The 20666-nt window shown below is 62.3% G+C and carries 5 protein-coding genes and 7 pseudogenes; 1 reads left to right on the forward strand and 11 read right to left on the reverse strand.

What is annotated here, in order from left to right; all coding sequences use genetic code 11:
• Positions 1-49: 49 nt before the first annotated feature.
• Complete coding sequence (locus ASF66_RS20495; protein WP_056845146.1) at positions 50-2935, reverse strand: ribonucleoside-diphosphate reductase subunit alpha; 2886 nt, start codon at positions 2933-2935, stop codon at positions 50-52.
• 505 nt (positions 2936-3440) lie between these two features.
• On the opposite strand from ASF66_RS20495, the gene fhuF reads away from it, so the two are divergent.
• Positions 3441-4109 carry a siderophore-iron reductase FhuF gene (gene fhuF / locus ASF66_RS20500; protein ID WP_056845147.1) on the forward strand — a complete coding sequence of 223 codons (669 nt, stop codon included), beginning with the start codon at positions 3441-3443 and terminating at the stop codon, positions 4107-4109.
• Between the two features lie 12 nt (positions 4110-4121).
• Here fhuF and ASF66_RS20505 read toward each other — a convergent pair whose 3' ends face one another.
• The 10 genes and pseudogenes from ASF66_RS20505 to ASF66_RS20550 all read right to left on the reverse strand — a co-directional run.
• Positions 4122-8558 carry a SpvB/TcaC N-terminal domain-containing protein gene (locus ASF66_RS20505; RefSeq protein WP_056845148.1) on the reverse strand — a complete coding sequence of 1479 codons (4437 nt, stop codon included), beginning with the start codon at positions 8556-8558 and terminating at the stop codon, positions 4122-4124.
• 125 nt (positions 8559-8683) lie between these two features.
• Positions 8684-9313, reverse strand: coding sequence for a hypothetical protein (locus ASF66_RS22695; RefSeq protein ID WP_442962795.1), 630 nt, complete (start codon positions 9311-9313; stop codon positions 8684-8686).
• A pseudogene (locus tag ASF66_RS23110) lies at positions 9220-10215 on the reverse strand (hypothetical protein); the annotation flags it as partial. The gene ASF66_RS22695 and the pseudogene ASF66_RS23110, both read right to left, overlap by 94 nt.
• 997 nt (positions 10216-11212) lie before the next feature.
• Positions 11213-13312: pseudogene (locus ASF66_RS23345) on the reverse strand (neuraminidase-like domain-containing protein); the annotation flags it as partial.
• A 73-nt stretch (positions 13313-13385) separates the two neighbouring features.
• A pseudogene (locus tag ASF66_RS23000) lies at positions 13386-13702 on the reverse strand (neuraminidase-like domain-containing protein); the annotation flags it as partial.
• Positions 13703-13730: 28 nt separating this feature from the next.
• A pseudogene (locus ASF66_RS23350) lies at positions 13731-14054 on the reverse strand (neuraminidase-like domain-containing protein); the annotation flags it as partial.
• A 240-nt stretch (positions 14055-14294) separates the two neighbouring features.
• On the reverse strand, positions 14295-17267 hold a 2973-nt coding region (locus ASF66_RS20530; protein ID WP_162240100.1), incomplete at its 5' end, for a Tc toxin subunit A.
• Position 17268: 1 nt separating this feature from the next.
• Positions 17269-17658, reverse strand: a pseudogene (locus ASF66_RS23355) (Tc toxin subunit A); the annotation flags it as partial.
• 2 nt (positions 17659-17660) lie between these two features.
• Positions 17661-18001, reverse strand: a pseudogene (locus ASF66_RS23360) (Tc toxin subunit A); the annotation flags it as partial.
• Positions 18002-18592: 591 nt separating this feature from the next.
• A pseudogene (locus ASF66_RS20550) lies at positions 18593-20032 on the reverse strand (neuraminidase-like domain-containing protein); the annotation flags it as partial.
• Positions 20033-20666 lie beyond the last annotated feature (634 nt).

Below are 20666 nucleotides of genomic sequence, written 5' to 3' on the forward strand. Positions count from 1 at the left end.
CTTGAAGGGAGGCGGTGCGATTACGAGCTAGGGGTATTGAAACCTGGGATCACTGGCAAGCTTCGCAATCCGGCTCGTCGATCGCGCAGGCTTTAGGCACAGGCGCCGGGCCGGCAGGAGCGGCCTGCATGGGCGCGCTGTCGCCACCGCTGGATACGGCGTTGAGCTTGCTGGTGCTGATGGTCGACTTCTCGGTGCTGGTCGCAGCCAGGGCACGAAGGTAGTAGGTGGTTTTCAGACCACGGTACCAGGCCATGCGGTAGGTCACGTCGAGCTTCTTGCCCGAAGCACCGGCGATGTACAGGTTCAGCGACTGGGCCTGGTCGATCCATTTCTGGCGACGGCTGGCGGCGTCGACGATCCACTTGGTGTCCACTTCGAAAGCGGTCGCGTAGAGGTCTTTCAACTCCTGCGGAATGCGTTCGATCTGCTGCACCGAGCCATCGTAGTACTTCAGGTCGTTGATCATGACCGAGTCCCACAGGCCGCGTTCTTTTAGGTCGCGAACCAGGTAGGGGTTGATCACGGTGAATTCGCCCGACAGGTTCGATTTCACGTACAGGTTCTGGTAGGTCGGTTCGATCGACTGCGAAACGCCAGTAATGTTGGCGATGGTCGCGGTCGGTGCGATGGCCATGATGTTCGAGTTGCGAATGCCTTTCTGCACGCGGGCACGGACCGGCGCCCAGTCCAGGGATTCGTTGAGGTCGACATCGATGTACTTCTGGCCACGGGCCTCGATCAGGATCTGTTGCGAATCCAGTGGCAGGATGCCCTTGGACCACAGCGAACCCTGGAACGTCTCGTAGGCGCCGCGTTCGTCGGCCAGGTCGCAGGACGCCTGAATGGCGTAGTAGCTGACCGCTTCCATCGACTTGTCGGCGAACTCGACCGCCGCATCGGAACCGTACGGGATGTGCTGTTTGTACAGCGCATCCTGGAAGCCCATGATGCCCAGTCCGACCGGACGGTGCTTGAAGTTGGAGTTGCGCGCCTGCGGCACCGAGTAGTAGTTGATGTCGATCACGTTGTCGAGCATGCGCACGGCGGTGTTGATGGTGCGCTCAAGCTTGGCGGTGTCCAGCTTGCCGTCGGTGATGTGGTTCGGCAGGTTGATCGAGCCCAGGTTGCAGACCGCGATTTCATCCTTGTTGGTGTTCAGGGTGATCTCGGTGCACAGGTTCGAGCTGTGGACCACGCCGACGTGCTGCTGCGGCGAGCGCAGGTTGCACGGGTCCTTGAAGGTCAGCCATGGGTGGCCGGTTTCGAACAGCATCGACAGCATCTTGCGCCACAGGTCTTTGGCCTGGACGGTCTTGAACACCTTGATCTTGTTGTACTCGGTCAGCGCTTCGTAGTACTCGTAGCGTTCTTCGAAAGCCTTGCCGGTCAGGTCGTGCAGGTCCGGGACTTCGTTGGGCGAGAACAGGGTCCACTTGCCGTCGTCGAAGACGCGCTTCATGAACAGGTCAGGGATCCAGTTGGCGGTGTTCATGTCGTGGGTACGACGGCGATCGTCACCGGTGTTCTTGCGCAGCTCGATGAATTCTTCGATGTCCAGGTGCCAGGTTTCCAGGTACGCGCAGACCGCGCCCTTGCGCTTGCCGCCCTGGTTCACTGCAACGGCGGTGTCGTTGACCACTTTCAGGAACGGCACGACGCCTTGGGATTTACCGTTGGTGCCCTTGATGTACGAGCCCAGTGCGCGCACGGGTGTCCAGTCGTTGCCCAGGCCGCCGGCGAATTTGGACAGCATGGCGTTGTCGTGGATCGCGCCGTAGATGCCCGACAGGTCGTCCGGCACGGTGGTCAGGTAGCAGCTCGACAGCTGCGGACGCAGGGTACCGGCGTTGAACAGGGTCGGGGTCGAGGCCATGTAGTCGAAGGACGACAACAGGTTGTAGAACTCGATCGCGCGGTCTTCCTTGTTCTGCTCTTCGATCGCCAGGCCCATGGCCACGCGCATGAAGAAGATCTGCGGCAGCTCGAAACGTACGCCATCCTTGTGGATGAAATAACGGTCGTACAGGGTCTGCAGGCCCAGGTAGGTGAATTGCTGATCGCGCTCGTGGTTGATCGCCCGACCCAGTTTTTCCAGGTCGAAGGTGGCCAGCACAGGGTTCAGCAGTTCGAACTCGATACCCTTGGCGATGTACGAAGGCAGGGCCTTGGCGTACAGGTCGACCATCTCGTGGTGAGTGGCGCTGTCGGCCACTTCCAGGAAGCTCAGGCCTTCGGCGCGCAGGGTGTCCATCAGCAGGCGGGCGGTGACGAACGAATAGTTCGGCTCGCGCTCGACCAGGGTACGCGAGGTCATCACCAGGGCGGTGTTGACGTCGGTCAGGGCCACGCCGTCGTACAGGTTCTTCAGGGTTTCTTTCTGGATCAGACCGCCGTCGACTTCGGCCAGGCCTTCGCAGGCTTCGCTGATGATGGTATTCAGGCGACCCATGTCCAGCGGCGCCAGGCTGCCGTCAGCCTTGGTGATGCGAATGCTGGGGTGCGCTTCGACCGGTGCGTCGGCCGGGGTGCGGGTGGCGCGCTCCTTGGAGCGCTCGTTGCGGTAGATCACGTAGTCGCGGGCGACTTTCTGCTCGCCGGCACGCATCAGGGCCAGTTCGACCTGGTCCTGGATTTCCTCGATGTGGATGGTGCCACCCGATGGCATGCGACGCTTGAAGGTAGCGGTGACCTGTTCGGTCAGGCGCGCGACGGTGTCGTGGATGCGCGACGAGGCGGCAGCGTTGCCGCCTTCAACTGCAAGGAACGCCTTGGTGATGGCCACGGTGATCTTGTCGTCGGTGTAGCCGACCACGGTACCGTTGCGCTTGATCACGCGCAGTTGGCCTGGAGCGGTCGCGGCCAGATCCGGAGTGGCATCGGCGGCCTGCGGCGCTTTGGCCGGCGAGTTCTCGCGAGTTGTGTCGGTTTGCATGGGGTGAGTATCTCCACGTTCAAAAGTTTGAGCGGACGCCAGTCATTGGGTCCGTCACCAAAAAGCTGTAAGCGGAAGGCCTGAGCCTTCAACGCTTGGGTGTAGGAAAGAGCTGAAAATGCGGCCGTCCGCAGGCAGCGGTAGGCGGGGAATTCTTTAGTGCAAAACACGGGAAAAGCACACTGCAGGGGCTTGAGTTCGGCCTTTGACCTATGCTTGGCTTTTCACGGCCAAACCCTACATGTAGTGGTTTGCGCAGATCGGGATACAAGATAATGCGGTATCGAGGCTATTGCAAGGCGCCCAGCTGTGGATAAGTTGTGGGTATTTTGTGTGTGTCGCCAGCAGACGCTTGCAGGCCAAGAGGGGAGCGGCCTGAACCGTTTGTCACCTGAACTTGCCGACGTCTGCCGAGACCAAGCCTTGTGAAAGCGTGAATTTTTGTGTCGTCTATCTGGACTTCTTCACGTCAGCCGCCAAGAGCGCCGCACTGTCACTGGAACCCATGAACCTTCATCAAAGCCCTTATCGCGACCTCCTCACCGGCCTTGCCGCCGACGACGATACGCGCGTTGCCGTGGCGCTTCCGGCGCTGCTGCAGAAGCGCGTGCTCGATCAACTGCTGACGCGCATCTATGGCGCGGCCATGCTCGACGCGCACAAACCGGTGCTGGTCTCGCAGTGGTCCAAGTACTACTTCATGTATTGGGTACCGGCGATGCTGGTCAGCCAGCTGGCGCACGGCTGGGATCTGCCGTTGCTGCTGCGCGAGACCGGGTTGATCCTCGACGAGCGGGGCGTGCCGTTGGCCGTGCGGTTTTTCGAAGCGGGGGAAGAGGGTGATGCGCAGGCGTCGCTGGAGCCGTGGATCGCCAGCAATCTGCGGCCATTCATCGATGCCTTGAGCCAATACGGCGAGGTGCCGCCCGCGGTGCTGTGGGGCAACGCGGGGGATTATCTGGAGAGCAGCGTGCGCCGGTTGCAGCAGATGGGCCTGCGCAACCTGGCGCCCGCCGAGGGCTTGATGAGCCAACGCAAGCTGGCCGACGGACGTGCCAATCCGCTGTACCAGCCGGTGCGCTACCTGGGTGACGGGCGCCGCGAGCGACGCCACTGCTGCCTGGCCCGGCAGGTCACCGACGTGCCGCCCTGCGAACACTGTCCGCTGGGCTAGCGCCGGTCAGGATCAGGCGTTGGCGGCGCGCAGCGCCAGCACCTCCTCGGCGGTATCGTTTTCATCTTCACTGATGCTGTACCACGGTGCATAGCGCTGACGCCGCAGCCATCCGGCCGCTGTCCAGGTTTCCGTCGGGCGCCCCAGTGCGTCGTAGAACTGCCGATCGTGATAGCTGTGCTCCGCATCGCGATGACTCTGGTCGTTGATGTAGCGGTCGCTGTTGGCGAAGTACGGACGATACACGCGGGTCACTTGCCCCTTGGTGTCGTATTCCACTCGCTCGCTGACACGCCAGCGCGGATCGGCATGGGCATCGCCTTCGAGCAGCTCACCGTCTTCGTCGACCTGATGGGCCAGCCCCGGCTCCACCCGCTGCTTGCTCTGCAGGCTGCGACCGAATCCATCGAAGCTTTCCAGGCTCATGCGCACCTGCCGCTCGGGATCACCTGGATAGCGGTCCGCCTGGAAGGCTGCCACTCGTACGGGTTGGCGGGCATAGCTGGCCAAGGGTGCTAGCAGCTCGGCGGTCTGCACGTCCAGCTCGGCCCGCTGCCATTGGCGCCGTGCCGAGGCGCGAAGCAGCCCGTTGAGCATGACCTGGCCACGGCCCACCAACTCGGCCAGCGCCTGTGGATCGGCTACGCTGACCGTGGGGGCTTCGCCCATCCAGCTGTTGCTCTCGTACACATAGGCCATGGACCAATCGCCCAGCCCCGCAGCGTCATCGGCAATGGCCTCGACGATGGTGCCGGCCATGATCTGACCATCGAGTTCAGCGAAGCCGACTCGTTCACCCATCTCGGTGCCGAAGAAGGTATTGATGGAAACCCGACCGAAAGCGTCGTAACTGGCCTGTTGGCGGTTGTCGTTGGGGTCGATCACCTGCACCGGCAGCAAGGTGCTGTAGTCGTATTGCGCTTGGGTAATGCAGCCGTCGGCGGTGGTGACCTTCACCGGCAGGCAGTGATAGGTGTCGTATTCGACTTGGGTTTGCCCCACTGCCGGGCTTTGCCGGTAGGCTTTGACCCGGTAGAAATCCGCGGCGTCGCCGTAGGTTGCATAACCCTGGCGCACGGACCAGAGCACTCGCTGTGGTTCATCCGGAAGAAACGCCGGCATCTGCGTGTAGCCCAGCTCCAGCAGCTTGGCGTTCAACGCCGTACGGTCCATCACCTCGTCATAGGCTTGCAGCGCGGCCTCGTCCAGCTCTGCGGTTTCGGCAAAGTCGGCCAGGGCCAGAAAGCTGGCGGTGCCATCGGCGCAGCCCTGGTAGCGCTGCATGCTCAGCCCGATCAAGGTTCGTGGTGCCGCGCTACCGAGCAAGCCGTCGTCGCCCAGCAACGCCTCATAACTCAACTTCGCTGCCGTGACCTGCGCCTTGGGCAACGACCAGGCATTGCTGCGACTGCGATACGGCAGGTGCAGGCGCCAGTGTTGCGGGTCGGTCGTCAGGTGGATGGCCTGGCTCAGGTTCTCGGTGAAGTAGTAGTGGTGCTGCGCCGAATCGAACGCATCGCGCCACCAGGTCTGCTCGTGCTCGTCGCTGTAGGGCGGGGTATCGATCTCGTGCTTGCGCCGGGCATAGGCAATGCTCAGGGCGTGGGTAGCCGCACCGTAGGCATCGGTGCGCAGTTGCACGCTATGGCTGCACTGCGGGTCATCGGCGAGCCGTTCGTACTGGTAGCTCAGGCTTTCCAGGTTCAGGGGCAGCAAACGGGCGTAGCGCTGATGGGCACTGGCGGGCTGCAGCAAGCGCAGGCCGGACCGCTGCACCTGCACCGAGTAGGGCACGGCTTGGCGGGCATCGCCATCGAGGCCGAACACCTCGCTGCGCAGCATCTGGCCGCTGAGAGCACGGGCCATCTGCGCACGCAGATCGGCGTCGATGTCGGTGACGATACTGTCGTTGCCCGTGGTGCCATCGTGATCGAGCAGCAGCACCGGACCCAAGGCACGTGCCTCGGTATCATGGGTATCGACGCCGTGCAGCACTTCGTCCACCGCCCGTCCGGTGTGGAACCAGGTCTTGGTCAGCAGTGGCGGGGAAGACGGTTCGGCCTCGTCCGACGGGGCTTCGGAGTCGGTGGTCAGCAGCAGGCCGAAGCCGCGCACTTCGCGGTCGCGTCCATCGTAGTAGCCACGGCGGTAGTTCAAGCGCTGAGTCAGGGTATTGCCGGTGATCTCGTCATGTTGGACCTGGCGAACCACCAGATGCATGGGGAACGGCAGCTCGCACACCGGCTTCTCGCCTGCTGCCAACAGTTCTTGCTTTTCGTCCAGCCACTCCTGCGCCGAGCTGCGGTAGTACGCGCGGCTGTCGGCACCCATATTGTTGTTGGAACCGGCCATCAGATAGGGTTTGCGGCCGCGGTTGAAGTCCAGCCGCCAGTGGCGGTTATGCAGGTGCGGCACACTGATCACCAGGCTCGAACAGCCCAGCCCTTGCAGGTCTGCGGCACTGACCTGCCAAGTGTTGTCATAGTGCAGCCCCTCGGGCCAAACCTGCAGCACCGGGTCGGCAAAGCCATTGCCACCCTGGTTGAGGAAGATCTGCGCATGCTCGCTGTGCAGGTAGATCAGGTCGCTGGCACCGGAGCCGTCGAGGTCGGCCAGGCGTACTCGCGCTGCGTCGAACTCGCCGTAGCTGAACGGCAGGCTGGCCAGCTTGAAGCTTTTGCCGAATTGGCCACGGCCCAGGTTCGGCCAGCAGCGTACTTCATCGTGGCGAATGCGGATCAAGTGTTGCTGGCCGCTGCCCAGTATGTCGCTGAAGGCCACCAATTCACTGTTGCTGTTGCTCAGTGTCGGCAAGGCATCGTGGGTGTGGGCCACTTCACGGGGCGCGGTGAAACCCTGCTCGCGATCGCTGGCATACAGACGCACGCTGCGCCCGCCGATCATGGCCAGGTCTTGCAGACCGTCACCCATGAGGTCGGCCATCTGCCCCTCGGCCTGGAAAAACTCCAGCGGGAAGGCGCTGAATGGAGTGAACCCGGTCCAGCGTCGGTCGGCGTCGAGGGTGAAGAAACCACTGTAGCCCGGCTGCGCCACCACCCAGTCCAGACGTCCGTCACCGGTCAGGTCGCTGAGGAACTGACGGGCCGGCTTGCGGCTATCGGCCACCGGTTGCGCGGCGAGCGCTTTCCACGGGCCGTAGACCACGGCGTTGGTGTCGGCCTGGGCAGCGTCGCGCAGCGGCTCACGGTACAGCCATTCGTTATCCAGGTTATAGAGCACCCCGGCCAGGCCTTCGCCGTACAGGTCCACCAATTGGTAGGCACTCCCGTCATCCAGCCCCGGCATCGCTTCGAACGGCTGATAGGCATAGCCTTCGAAACCGAAATGCTCGTAGCGAAACTCCAGTGGCGGCAGCTCTTCGATCTCGCGACCGTCCACTGCCTGGTTGATCACGGCTGTCAGCAGGCTGTAACCCTGGCATTGGCGGTATTCCAGCCACAGGCGGCTGACCAGCAGAGGCTCGGCGCCCAGTTCGGCGAAGCGATGAAACATCAGGACCTGATGGCAGCGGCGCAGGGTGCGCACCTCGAAGCCGTAGGCGAAATCGGCCACCGGGTCGGGTCGCACCGGCCAGGCCTGGCTGGGTGCATAGGTGGGCACGCTGCTCTGTTCGATGCTGCGCTCGCCGTAGTCCAGCACCAGGTCGAAGTGCCAATGGGTCGGCAGGGTGGTCTCATCCCACAGGTACAGCGGTGCGAACGCCTGCAGGTTGCCGTAACGCACGCGGGTCAGGTAGCGCTGGGCACTGTGCTCGCGCTCATCGTCAGCGCTGAGGCCGCGGTCATCTTCGCCTTCGTATTCGTAGAGAATATGCTCGCCGTTGGGCGAGACGGACTCTTCCAACAGCCACTGCGCGACTTTTTCCGGAGCATCGGCCGGGAAGATGCGGGCGCTGTTACGCTTGCCGTAGACATGCAGGCCGCCGTCGGCACTGTGCATCAGCCAGAACCCTGGCTCCTGTGCATCGCGCTGCCAGCGCTCGATGCGCGAGAAGCTGTCTTCCACACGAGGGAAATAGCGGGTCACCTGGTATTTCGTGCCCAGTGCCAGGCCGCGGAAGGTCTCGACCTGGGTACTGACAATCACTCCTTGGGCATTGCGCTCAGGCACCAGCACTTCGCCGCTGGGGCTGAGGATTTCGTCGTCGGCGGTGTACGCCGGGACGCCCTTGTTGGTACGCCGGGCAAAGCTGCTGCGGCTCAGGCCCCAGCCCATGCCGCAAGTGCCGTTGCCGGCGCCGCTGCTGTAGCTCAGGCCCAATTGCGGCGCGGTGCCGCGGCCCGGCGAAACGGGTAGGGGAATATCGAAGCTGGCGGCACCGGTGGTGCCGACCGCACCCCAGCCTTTGCCGATGCTCTGAATGGCGCCGCCGCCCTTGGGCAGCGACGGGGCGTTGATGGCCAACGTGTTGTCGTTCGATGTGTTCATGAGGAAATCGCTGAAAAGAGAAAGTGATGAAGTGTCCGCCCGGCCAGTGGCCGGGCGGTATCCTTAGAAGTGATAGGTAGGCAAGCGAGGGCATCCGGTATAGAGCCTCGCTGCCGGATGGGTGGTTACGCCGAGGCGGCCGTGTAGCTGACCTTCACGATCACATCGCTCAGCGATGCCAGCAGCTCGGGTGTCGAACGGGTGAACCTGAGGTTCCAGCTCGACACTGCACCAGTACCTTCGAACGGCAGGTAGCGCTCGTCGTCGAAGTTGAGGGTGAACATACCGTCGTCATCCATGCCGCTGGACAGGGCTATCTGTTGGCTGGCGCGCAAATTCTCCCGAGGGTTCTCATCGATCACGTCGCTCATCTCGACCTTGCTGTAGGTCTGGGTAAGCACGGCGGCGATGTCCTCGTACGGCCCCAATACCGCGGGCAGGGTCACGCTGACGCGCTTGATGCGGCGCAGGTACTGGCCAGGGTAATCCTCGTCGAACAGGCTCTGTTCCAGTCTGATTTCCAGACCGCTGTTGTTGCCCAGATCCCGCACCACAGTGGCCCACGGCTTCTCTGCGGTTTCCAGCAATTGGCGCACCGAGACGGTCTTGGTGATTTCCAGCTTGCGAGCATTGCGTTGCAGGTAGGCCGCTTCCATCTTCATCAGGTTGAGCTTGAGCGACTCGCCGGCAGTGAGGCCGCGGTAGCTGTCTTTCCAGGCACCGGGCTGAACGAAGCGGGTCTTGAAGTCGGCAATCTCGTACTGCCAGCACGCTTCGGCAGCCAGGCACAGCGACAGAGTGGTGTCGTAGGCCTGGTAGTAGAAGGTGGCGAACTGGCCATTGCAATCTCGTACTGCCAGCACGCTTCGGCAGCCAGGCACAGCGACAGAGTGGTGTCGTAGGCCTGGTAGTAGAAGGTGGCGAACTGGCCATTGAGCCACTGGTACAGCTGAGCATTGGTGAAGCGCTTGCTCAGGAACTGGTAAGTGGTAGCGGCTTGCTCCACCAGCACTTGGGTCTGGCGCAGCTGCTCGGCGGTGACCTTGGCCTGCTCGTCGTGCACGGCCAGTTGCGCATCGATCTGTTCGATCTCGCGCTGGGCTTGCTCTTCGGCCTGCATCCACTCCTGGTGGCGGCGGCGGTATTGCTCAGTGCGGTCCAGCGCCTCGGCAGCACCGTGGAAGGCGGTAGCTGCGCCTTGGGCGAGGGCCGTTGCGATACCGGGTATACCCTCTAGACGCCAGCCACCGGTGCCGGTACCGACAATGGCGCCACCGGCCATGCCGGCGATCACACCGCCCACAGCGCTGAATTCATTTGGCGCTACCTTCAGGCCTTCACCAATGGCCTGGGATACCGAGCCTATGCCCTCCATCACCCGAGCTTGCAAATTCAGCGCGCCCGCGGCCACTTCACCGGCGTTGACCACTTCATCCGACAACTTGCCGTAGTAGGCCAGACGACTTTCGGCGATGGCGCGGCTGGCCAGCAGCGCCTTGCGGCCCTCAGTTTCCACACGCTGTACCAGCTGTTGCAGGACTACGGCCTGCTTGGCCATGTCCCAGGCCTGCTGTTGCTGCATTTCCTGCAGTTGCGCGCCTTCCTTGCGTTCGAGCAGTGACAGCAGGGTGCTGCCGAACTGGATCAGGTTTTCCACNGTCCCAGGCCTGCTGTTGCTGCATTTCCTGCAGTTGCGCGCCTTCCTTGCGTTCGAGCAGTGACAGCAGGGTGCTGCCGAACTGGATCAGGTTTTCCACCGCAGCGCTGGCGCGGTTGTGCATGATATTGAAGCGGTAGTGCGGGATTTCCTGGCCCAGCAGTCGGCCGGCACCGCTACCTGCAGCCCCGCTGCCGTAGGCGGACATCAGCGCCCGCGGATCCAGGGGCGCTGCGAACAGCGGCAGTTGCAGCGGCTTGCCGTCCAGAGTGCGGTTGTGGCGCAGGTTGCGCAGGCGTGCTTCGGTGGTGTCCCAGTTCTGCACCAGCTCGCGGTTCAAGGCGATRCGGAAGTACGGGCTGTCCAGCTCCGGCACGGTCGGGTCGGCGGTGAAGGGCATCAGTTGCAGGCGCGGTTGCGCGAACATGATCAGCGATTGGCCGTCGTTGGCCGCTTCGCTCTCGGCGGTCAGGCATTCCTGTTCATTCAGGCGCTGCTCGAAGTCGCGCAGCCTGCCGTTGACCGAATTGGCCAGGGTGTTCAGGGTGATCGGCTCCCAGCCGCTGACCAGGCGCTTGTCCGGGCGTGGGCCCAGCAGGTCCAGCACGCGGACGTACCACAGCTTGGCTTCGTTNGGTGTTCAGGGTGATCGGCTCCCAGCCGCTGACCAGGCGCTTGTCCGGGCGTGGGCCCAGCAGGTCCAGCACGCGGACGTACCACAGCTTGGCTTCGTTCAAGGCGTCCGGGGTCAACTGGCGGTAGGCGCTGTCGCCGCGGTCGATCAGGTTCTTGATGAAGTGGTTGTACACGGCCTTGCGGTAGTGCACCGGGTTGTCGCTGGCGATGCCGTCCGGATCGATCGGCGCGCGGGTGGAGCGCTCGCGGCTGATTTCGTCCACCAGCGGGCGCACGTTCCAGTAGTCCGGGCGGCCGCTGCTGTCGCTGCGACGAGTCGGTTCGAGGAGGAAGACAGGTTTGCCAGTCAAGGCTCGCAGGNCGGGTTGTCGCTGGCGATGCCGTCCGGATCGATCGGCGCGCGGGTGGAGCGCTCGCGGCTGATTTCGTCCACCAGCGGGCGCACGTTCCAGTAGTCCGGGCGGCCGCTGCTGTCGCTGCGACGAGTCGGATCGAAGATGAAACTGAGCCAGTACTCGGCGTCGCTGAACTGCTGCTCGSTGTTGAGGCGATGGCTGATCAGGAATGGCAGGTGGAAGAACAGCTCCCAGAAGTAGAGGCCGTTGGCGCCCTTGAAGTCCATGAACGGCTGATTGCCGGACTCGGCCAAGGCGGGCTCGGGTAGGTGCTGGGTTTCCCAGGACAGCAGGTTTTCCAAGGCGATGTTGGCACGCTCGATCAGGTTACGGGCGAACAGGGTGTTCATGCGGATGGGCTGGCGAGGGCCGTTGTCGCGGTCGTTGCGGGCGATGGTAGAGCCGTCGAAATCGATGTACTCGGCAGTGCCCAGGGTTGCGTTGGTGTAGTACGAGATTTTCGGGGCAATCAAGTGGGCGTCGTCGCCAACGGATTCCAGCGTGATCTCTGTGGCTTTGATGGCATGGCCTATGCCGGTGCTGCTGGTGCCGTTGGTCTCCATGACAAACACGCCGTGGATGATCGTGAATTTATTCACCCCGCCAGGCCATTCGCCGCCCCAATCAGGGCGCAGCGATTCAGCGTCGATTTTGATAGTGGTCGATAGCGAATGCTGGGTGGGCTGCAGCGAGGAGTAAGCTTGGCTCACGCTCAGATTGACCCTGGCCCGGTTGTCTGCAGGCGTGGGATCCAACATCGAGCTGGGGCGTGCGAGTAGCTGTTGAAACAGTAGGTCTCCACCATTGAATGTAGGGCGGCTCGAGGCGGTTGCGCCGTCCAGCCAACGTATAGCATTCAACGTGATGACTTCACTTGGTGGCCGGGCTTTTAGTTGACGCAGAACCCCCATGTTGACACTTTTGCCCGCGAGATCGGCCCTCCCGTTGCTAGGTATAAACGTGATGATATTGCCGTTATGACGATCTCGAAACAAATCTGTAATTGAAATGGTGGGCGTGGTTACGGCGATTTGCCCGTAAAAAATCGTTGAGAACATACCCTGACTGGTTGAAAGATATGAGTTCCGGCCCAGGGTTACCCACTCGGATCCATTATCGTCAGGCAGATCCAGTTCGAATGCGTATCTTTGATTACCGGTATCACACACGATATTGACGCCGGTTTCCTTCTTGAACTCCGTATTGATCCGGGTCGTGAATTTGATTTGCCGATTGACCTCATCCCACTCGATATCGCTGCCATCGACGGCATCCGAGATGCGCTCCTGCCAGCCGCCATGGTTCCATCCTGGCACACCACTGGTTCCAGGATGCGGAGACGTAGTCATGCTTGGAAGCTTGAGCCGGATCGATGCCCCGGTCACGGGGAACTGAAAGCGCCCGGCATTGGTATCAGCGTCGGCGAACAGCAGGCCGATGCGCAACACCAACTCAAAGCTAGGTCCCTTGTCCGGGGCGTCATCGACCACGCCGCGGATCGGAAACAGATTGAGGCTGTTGAAGTTTTTGTCGATCTTCATGGTTTTCAGCAGGCGGTACTTGTCCGAGCTGCCATCGGCACTATCTGGACTCTTGACGTAACCGGCGTACATGGCCAGGAACAACGCTTCGGGGTTCGCCGACATATCGACGACCGCAATCGAGTGAACATCCAGAAGGCCGGCCGCCGTGGTGATCGCCGCTCGGTCGGCCTCGGTTTCCATGTAGCACTGCGGCGCACTCCAGCTGTCGTCGTACTTCTTGTACGTCAGGTTCAAGCGCAGCTTCGATGTCGCTTTGGGTTTGGGCAGGTTGCGGTGTTTGTACGTGCCGTCGCCCTCCGGCTTGACGGCTTCCAGATCACCGCTGCCTGCCGGATCGACGCTGTCGATCATCTCGACCCAGGTCACGAACAGCCGATTGTTGAAGTACACCGGACGGATGGTTTTCTCGATCGCCGCTTCCGAGATCGGCAGGTTGGCCCGTTTCCAGTCCGACCAGGCGCCTGGCTGCGGGTTGTCCTGCTTGGGGCCCGCGGTACCGGACAGGTAGCTGCGCTCGGACATGTTCACCGAGCGCCAGTAATAGGCACCCTCGGCGCGGGACTTGCCGATGAAGTAGTAGTTGGACTCCTTGAANCCGGACAGGTAGCTGCGCTCGGACATGTTCACCGAGCGCCAGTAATAGGCACCCTCGGCGCGGGACTTGCCGATGAAGTAGTAGTTGGACTCCTTGAAGTCGGTGCCGGCAATGTAGCCATTGATGATGGTCAGGTTGGCCACTTCCTCGAAGCTGGCCAGGTAGGCCTGSACCGCTTCCTGGGTGGTGTCGACGCTGATGCGGTTCTGGTTGATGTCGTTTTCCAGCTGTTGGAAATACGCCGACTTCTTCATGCGCAACGACGGGTCGATGTACAGCGACGGGTACCAGGCCAGTTGCTGGTTGGCGGCCCACAGCGGGTATTGGTTGCGCTGGTCGCGCCANCTTCTTCATGCGCAACGACGGGTCGATGTACAGCGACGGGTACCAGGCCAGTTGCTGGTTGGCGGCCCACAGCGGGTATTGGTTGCGCTGGTCGCGCCATTCGGTGAGCAGGGCGTCGCTGAAGCGCACGTCATCGTAGCCGGGCTCCATGCCCAGCAGGGCACCGTTGATGTACTGCTGCAGGCTGGCGATGGCGCTGGCCACCGGGCTGGTTTCCACCGCCTGGGTGACTTGGGTGTCGAGCAGCAGGTACTCGTACAGGTCGTTTTCGGTGCGCAGTTTTTCGGTCAAACCGAGTTCCTGCAGGGTGGTGTCGTTGGGCACCAGTTCGCCCAGGTAATAGGCGACGAGGGCGTCGCGAAAGCTTTCGTTGAGGGTTGCTGCGATGGTCCATGGAATGGATTCCTGTGTGGTGGTTCAAGGGTTTTTTTGGGTGACAGTGAGGGCCTCTTCGCGGGCAGAGAGCTCGCCGCCCGCCCCGCTCCCACACGAGTTTCGCGAACACCTCGAATTCCTGTGGGAGCGGGCTCTGCCCGCGAAGGGGTCGACGCCGATGCTTCAGTCTTAAGCGCGAACAGCCGCCATCGCCGCCTGGCCTACCGCCTGCCAGTCAGCCTCGGGGCTGTCGGCCGTCAGCGAGCAGGCTTGCAGCAAGGTCGCCGCGTTCAGGCCCGTCTCGAGCGACACCGCTTGCGCCCGGCGCAGCCAGTCGATGTGCGCAACGGTCTTGGCGGTCTTCTGCGGCAGCAGCTCGGTCAGCAGCGCCACTTCGGTTTCGCGCCAGCCCAGCAGCGCTGCGAGCGTGGCATTGCAGGTTTGCGCCTGCACCGCCAGTTGGCGCTTGCCTGGGCGCTTGGAAACCAGCGCGTTGGCCTGTTCCAGGTAGCCCAGCAGGCGTTCTTCGGGTTGGCCCAGGGTGTCGAACAAGCCGTCGTAGGCTTTGAAGGCTCGCAGGTTGTCCAGGCTCAGCGGCCAAAGCTTGGCAGCGCCCAGCCAGGCCGGGTTGACCAGCAAGGTACGCAGCGCCTTGGCGCCGATGCCGACCCAGCTCAGGGCCTTGGCGCAGGCGCTGACCTGTTGCAGCTGAGCCAGTACCGCGGCAATGCCGGCTTCGCTGGCCGCACCGGTGGCAGGCCATGCCTGCAGCACGGCGACCAGCAACTGTTGGGGCGACACCTCGGCGCAGCGACCCACCAGCACGGCCAGTTCCGGCAGCAGCGTGGTGTGCTCCTGCAATAGGGCTTCGACCAGGCGGTTTTGCTGGGTCAAGGCATCGAGCAGAAATTCGCTCAACGCGGTAATAGCGGCAGCTTTGTCAGCGTCCGTCAGGTCTTGTTGACCTGCAACCAGCGCAGTCACTTTGGCCACCAGTTGCTCCGCGTCGCTGTCTTCCACGGCGAGCGCCGGGGCATTGACCAGACCATGCGTGTCGATCACAGGTGCAGCACCTTTGCCCAACTCGGCGAACCAGTCGATGGCCGCGCCGGTGGATTTGGCGGGCAGATTGAGGGCAGCGACAGCCTCGGCCGTCACGACCTGGGCACGCGTGTCGCCGGCCAGTTGTTCCAGACGCTCGAGCAGGCTGGATGCGGCTACCGGAACCGGGCCGGCGTCCACCATGTCGCGCAACTTGGACACGGTCAGCTTGTTATCCTTGAGCCAACGCACCGTCCAATCCAGCTCCATCAGCACGTCGAGGATGTCCTTGCCGTCAGACTCCAGCGCCTTCAAACGACCGCTGGCGACCAGGGTGCGGTAGGCACTGCCACCGAGCAGCTCGGTCAATTCGCAGCAATCGTTGACCGACAGGCCGAACATCTGCGCAATGCGCGCCTGACGGTACAGCGAGGAAAACACGGCGAAGGAGCGTCGCAGCGGCGTCACATGGGTCAAGGTCGCCTTGGCGATACGCTCGAACTCGATGCCGGGCTGAACGTTAAGGCTGGCGCACAATTGCGCGATGGTTTTTTGATGGGCGAGCTCTGCGGACTCGACTTCGAAGACGCCATCATCGATCACCAGAGGGGTGTCGAACAGCACCGGAGTGTTGAACACTCTCTCAAACAGCGGCACCTGACCGGTAGTGGCATGAGGCAACACGTAGTACATGAACGCCGCGAACTCTTCGGCATCGATCCGGTAATGCCGATCCAGGTAGCGATAAGTGCCCAAGGCCCGCAGGGTGTTGGCGTTGAGCTGCATCTCGGCGTTGGCGTCGCCTTCGGAGCGCATGGCGGCAACCACCAAGGTATCGAGCTTGGCAAACGGCAGGCCGGTGCATTTCTGCAGACGAATCATGCGCTGCAGTCGATCGAAGCGCTCGAGGCTGGTATTGGTCAAGACCCATTTGTTGCTGCCGGGCTCCTGTGCCACGCCCATGGCATTCTTACGGTAGCTGTATTGGCGTGTGCCAGAGTCCGCACCGCCCACACCGTTCACATAGCAGGCGCCGTAGTGGTTGGCGTGCGGGAAACTCTTGTCAGAGTCTGCAGGGTTCATTACAGGCCAGTGGGCCGTTTTGATCGGCGCAAAGCCCTTGACCGCCAGCAGCGCTTCCAAAGCCTCGCTGTCCAGTCCGGTGGCGTGCAGGAAACTGTCCATGGATGTCAGCGGGTTCATCGCCGCATGGCTGAATGTCAGGCCGTAGTGGTCCTGAAAGAATGAACGCTGTTCGGCGGTAAGCTCGTAGTCGCGATCCGCGGTGAAGGTCAGTTTCCACGGTGCAACGGTCAGCGGGCTGGGGCTCCACGGCTCGAGGCCGTACCAGGATCGCGCTTGAATCGACAGTTCGCAGCTATGCCCGGCTGCTTCGACCAAGGCGTCTGCATCACCCGGATAGGTAACGAACAGCGTCTTGTAGTAGCGAGGATCACTGTTGATAGCGTAGTTCATCGGATAACTGTAATGACTGCCACGAGACTGCAATTTCAGCGGCAGGCGCTTGCTACCACCCTGCGAATTTCGAAGCAGAAGCTCCGTATCGGTAGTCCCCCTGTCGAAGCTCCAGATCAAATGGTCGGCTGCGGGCTCTATGGCTCCTACACCCCCTTGAGCAGCCAGCAGAAAACCGACGTTAGCTGCATTGTACGGTCGCAGACAGTAGACGTCAGGACTGCTGTAGCCGCCTTTCCCAAGCACGTCATGCAGGCTGATGTAGAAGTGACTGAACAGCGACGGGCCTTGAAGCACCTTTTGCATACTGGGGCTCAGGTCGCTCATGGCTATCTGGGCAACGCGACCGTCAGCGGTAAGCTGACCATAGGCAGACTGGGCACTTGGCAAGGCCGCGCTCATGCGGTAGTTGATTTCGCCCAGCGCAGGCTTCTCCCCACCCAACGCCAGACTCACCTGCTGATGCGCGAAGTGATACGGAAACACGAACGGATGCTTCTTCTCAGCCAGCAGCTGATGGATCGGCCGCACATCGTCTTGTTCCTGCTGGTACTTGTTGATGCCCTGGGTCAGCACGTCATTGACCAGGTCCAGCATGGGCCGGCTCTGGTAGGTGCTTTGCTCGTCGATCAGCATCTGGTCCAGNCTGGTACTTGTTGATGCCCTGGGTCAGCACGTCATTGACCAGGTCCAGCATGGGCCGGCTCTGGTAGGTGCTTTGCTCGTCGATCAGCATCTGGTCCAGGTCCGGACGGCGCACCGCCAGCGGGATGCGCAGTGGCGAGTTGGAGGCGCCTTCGATTTTTTCGGCGGCAAAGCGGCGCAGCGAACCCAGGTAGGCCACCGGTCCGTCCATGGCCTCGATGGCGCCGACCTTGCAGAACTGGTCCCAGTTTTCCTTGAACAGATTCGGGTAGCTGGGTCCGACGTTGACCAAGGCGCGCACGCCGGTTTGCGGCGCGATCAGCGGCAGGCTGCGGCCGGACGAGACCTGCTCTTCACGGAAGGAGCGCGCGATCTGGTTGGCGTAGCACATGNGCGCCGACCTTGCAGAACTGGTCCCAGTTTTCCTTGAACAGATTCGGGTAGCTGGGTCCGACGTTGACCAAGGCGCGCACGCCGGTTTGCGGCGCGATCAGCGGCAGGCTGCGGCCGGACGAGACCTGCTCTTCACGGAACGAGCGTGCGATCTGGTTGGCGTAGCACATGGCATTGTCGTAGGCCAGGTCACCGTCGGCGTCGCTGAGGTTGCGCAGTCGGCTGGTGAATTCGAGCTTGGGCTGGCGGATGATGTCGAACACCGAGCTCATGCCCATCTGCGGCATGGCGTCGGCGAAGCTGAGGCGCCCGGCGAGGCGGGTTTCGGGCTGCTGGGGCACGAGGTTTTCGGTTCCACGATTGTCAGCCCATGCGCGCCGAANGGCTGGCGGATGATGTCGAACACCGAGCTCATGCCCATCTGCGGCATGGCGTCGGCGAAGCTGAGGCGCCCGGCGAGGCGGGTTTCGGGCTGCTGGGGTACGAGGTTCTCGAACAGTGGGTTGTAGACCGGCTCCTGCTCAGCCGGCGGTTCGATTTCAGGGGTCAGGTCTTCGTCGTTGTCGAAGATGGGATCGGGCAGTTCAGGCGTGTTCATGATCAGGTGCTCTTGGAATGAAAAACGAACCTGATGTTCTTCCGCAACGGGTGGTGTGAGGTATCCGTAGAACTGATAGGTAGGCAGACTGGCCGAGGCAGTGTAAGGAAGGGTTTCCCAGGGCCTGCCAAGCCCAGGCACACAGGGCTCCACGCCGGTCAGACCTCCATAGAGAGAGGGAAGCGTGGCGGATTGCAAACTTGTAGTACCCCGGATTACGCCGCAAGGAGCGGGTAAGTAGAAGCACAGATGCCGGTGCGACCGTTGCGGCCGCCCGGCTTGAGGGGCAGGGGCAACCTGCTCGCACGTTGAACGTGCGAGCAGGTTGCTGCGGTTACGCCGAAACGGCGGTGTAGCTGATTTTCAGGATCACATCGTTCAGCGATGCCAACAGTTCGGGCGTCGAACGGGTGAACTTGAGGTTCCAGTTCGACACCGCACCGGTGCCTTCGAAGGGCAGGTAGCGTTCGTCGTCGAAGCTGAGCGTGAACATACCGTCATCATCCATGCCGCTGGACAACGCGATCTGTTGGCTGGCGCGCATGTTCTCCCAAGGGGTGGCGTCAGGGTCGGCACTCATTTGAACCTGGCTGTACGTCTGCGTCAGCATGGCCGCGACGTTCTGGTACGGGCCCAGCACAGCGGGCAGGGTCACACTGACACGCTTGATGCGGCGCAGGTACTGGTCAGGGTAATCACGCTCGAACAGCGCTTTGCTCAGTTCGATTTTCAGTCCTCCGTTCTTGCTCAGGTCCTGCACCACGGTGGCCCATGGTTTTTCTGCAGTCTCCAGCAGCCGACGCACCGATACCGTTTTAGTGATCTCCAGCTTGCGATCGTTGCGTTGCAGGTAGGCCGCCTCCATCTTCATCAGGTTGAGCTTGAGCGACTCGCCGGCAGTCAGGCCGCGGTAGCTGTCCTTCCAGGCACCGGGCTGAACGAAGCGGGTCTTGAAGTCGGCAATCTCGTACTGCCAGCACGCTTCGGCAGCCAGGCACAGCGACAGAGTGGTGTCGTAGGCCTGGTAGTAGAAGGTGGCGAACTGGCCATTGAGCCACTGGTACAGCTGGGCGTTGGTGAAGCGCTTGCTCAAGAACTGGTAGGTGGTAGCCGCTTGCTCCACCAGCACTTCGGTCTGCCGCAGTTGTTCGGCGGTGACCTTGGCTTGCTCGTCGTGCACGGCCAGTTGCGCATCGATTTGTTCGATCTCGCGCTGGGCTTGCTCTTCGGCCTGCATCCACTCCTGGTGACGGCGACGGTACTGCTCGGCGCGGTCCAGTGCCTCGGCAGCGCCGCGACACGAGGTGGCGACCCGTTGCGCGCCGGCAGTGGCAATACCGGTCGCACCTTCCAACCGCCAGCCACCAGAGCCGGCCCCTACAATGGCGCCACCAGCGGCACCGGCGATGACGCCGCCTACCGCACTGACTTCGTTCGGCGGCAGCTTCAGCGCTTCACCGATGCCTTGGGATATCGAGGCGATACCTTCCATCACCCGTCCCTGCAGGTGCAGGACACCGGCGGCGACTTCGCCGGCATTGACCACTTCATCGGCCAGTTTGCCGTAGTAGGCCAGACGGCTTTCGGCGATGGCGCGGCTGGCCAGCAGCGCCTTGCGGCCCTCGGTTTCCACCTGCTGCACCAGCTGTTGCAGGATCATCGCCTGCTTGGCCATGTCCCAGGCCTGCTGTTGCTGCATTTCCTGCAGTTGCGCGCCTTCCTTGCGTTCGAGCAGTGACAGCAGGGTGCTGCCGAACTGGATCAGGTTTTCCACNGTCCCAGGCCTGCTGTTGCTGCATTTCCTGCAGTTGCGCGCCTTCCTTGCGTTCGAGCAGTGACAGCAGGGTGCTGCCGAACTGGATCAGGTTTTCCACTGCAGCGGTGGCGCGGTTATGCATGATATTGAAGCGGTAGTGCGGGATTTCCTGGCCCAGCAGTCGGCCGGCACCGCCACCTGCAGCGCCGCTGCCGTAAGCGGACATCAGCGCCCGCGGATCCAAGGGCGCTGCGAACAGCGGCAGTTGCAGCGGCTTGCCGTCCAGGGTGCGGTTGTGGCGCAGGTTGCGCAGGCGTGCTTCGGTGGTGTCCCAGTTCTGCACCAGCTCGCGGTTCAAGGCGATGCGGAAGTACGGGCTGTCCAGCTCCGGCACGGTCGGGTCGGCGGTGAAGGGCATCAGCTGCAGGCGCGGTTGCGGGAACGTGATCAGCGACTTGCCGTCGTTGGCCGCTTCGCTCTCGGCTGTCAGGCGTGCCTGTTCATTCAAACGCTGCTCGAAGGCGCGCAGCCTGCCGTTGACCGAATTGGCCAAGGTGTTCAGGGTGATCGGCTCCCAGCCGCTGACCAGGCGCTTGTCCGGGCGTGGGCCCAGCAGGTCCAGCACGCGGACGTACCACAGCTTGGCTTCGTT

Source organism: Pseudomonas sp. Leaf129 (genome assembly GCF_001423465.1).
Classification (GTDB): domain Bacteria; phylum Pseudomonadota; class Gammaproteobacteria; order Pseudomonadales; family Pseudomonadaceae; genus Aquipseudomonas; species Aquipseudomonas coleopterorum.

Bases quoted from the DNA above. Each gene is read 5' to 3' on its own strand.
- fhuF (WP_056845147.1), top strand. From the start codon at position 3,441: ATGAACCTTCATCAAAGCCCTTATCGCGACCTCCTCACCGGCCTTGCC.
- ASF66_RS20505 (WP_056845148.1), bottom strand. From the start codon at position 8,558: ATGAACACATCGAACGACAACACGTTGGCCATCAACGCCCCGTCGCTG.
- ASF66_RS20495 (WP_056845146.1), bottom strand. From the start codon at position 2,935: ATGCAAACCGACACAACTCGCGAGAACTCGCCGGCCAAAGCGCCGCAG.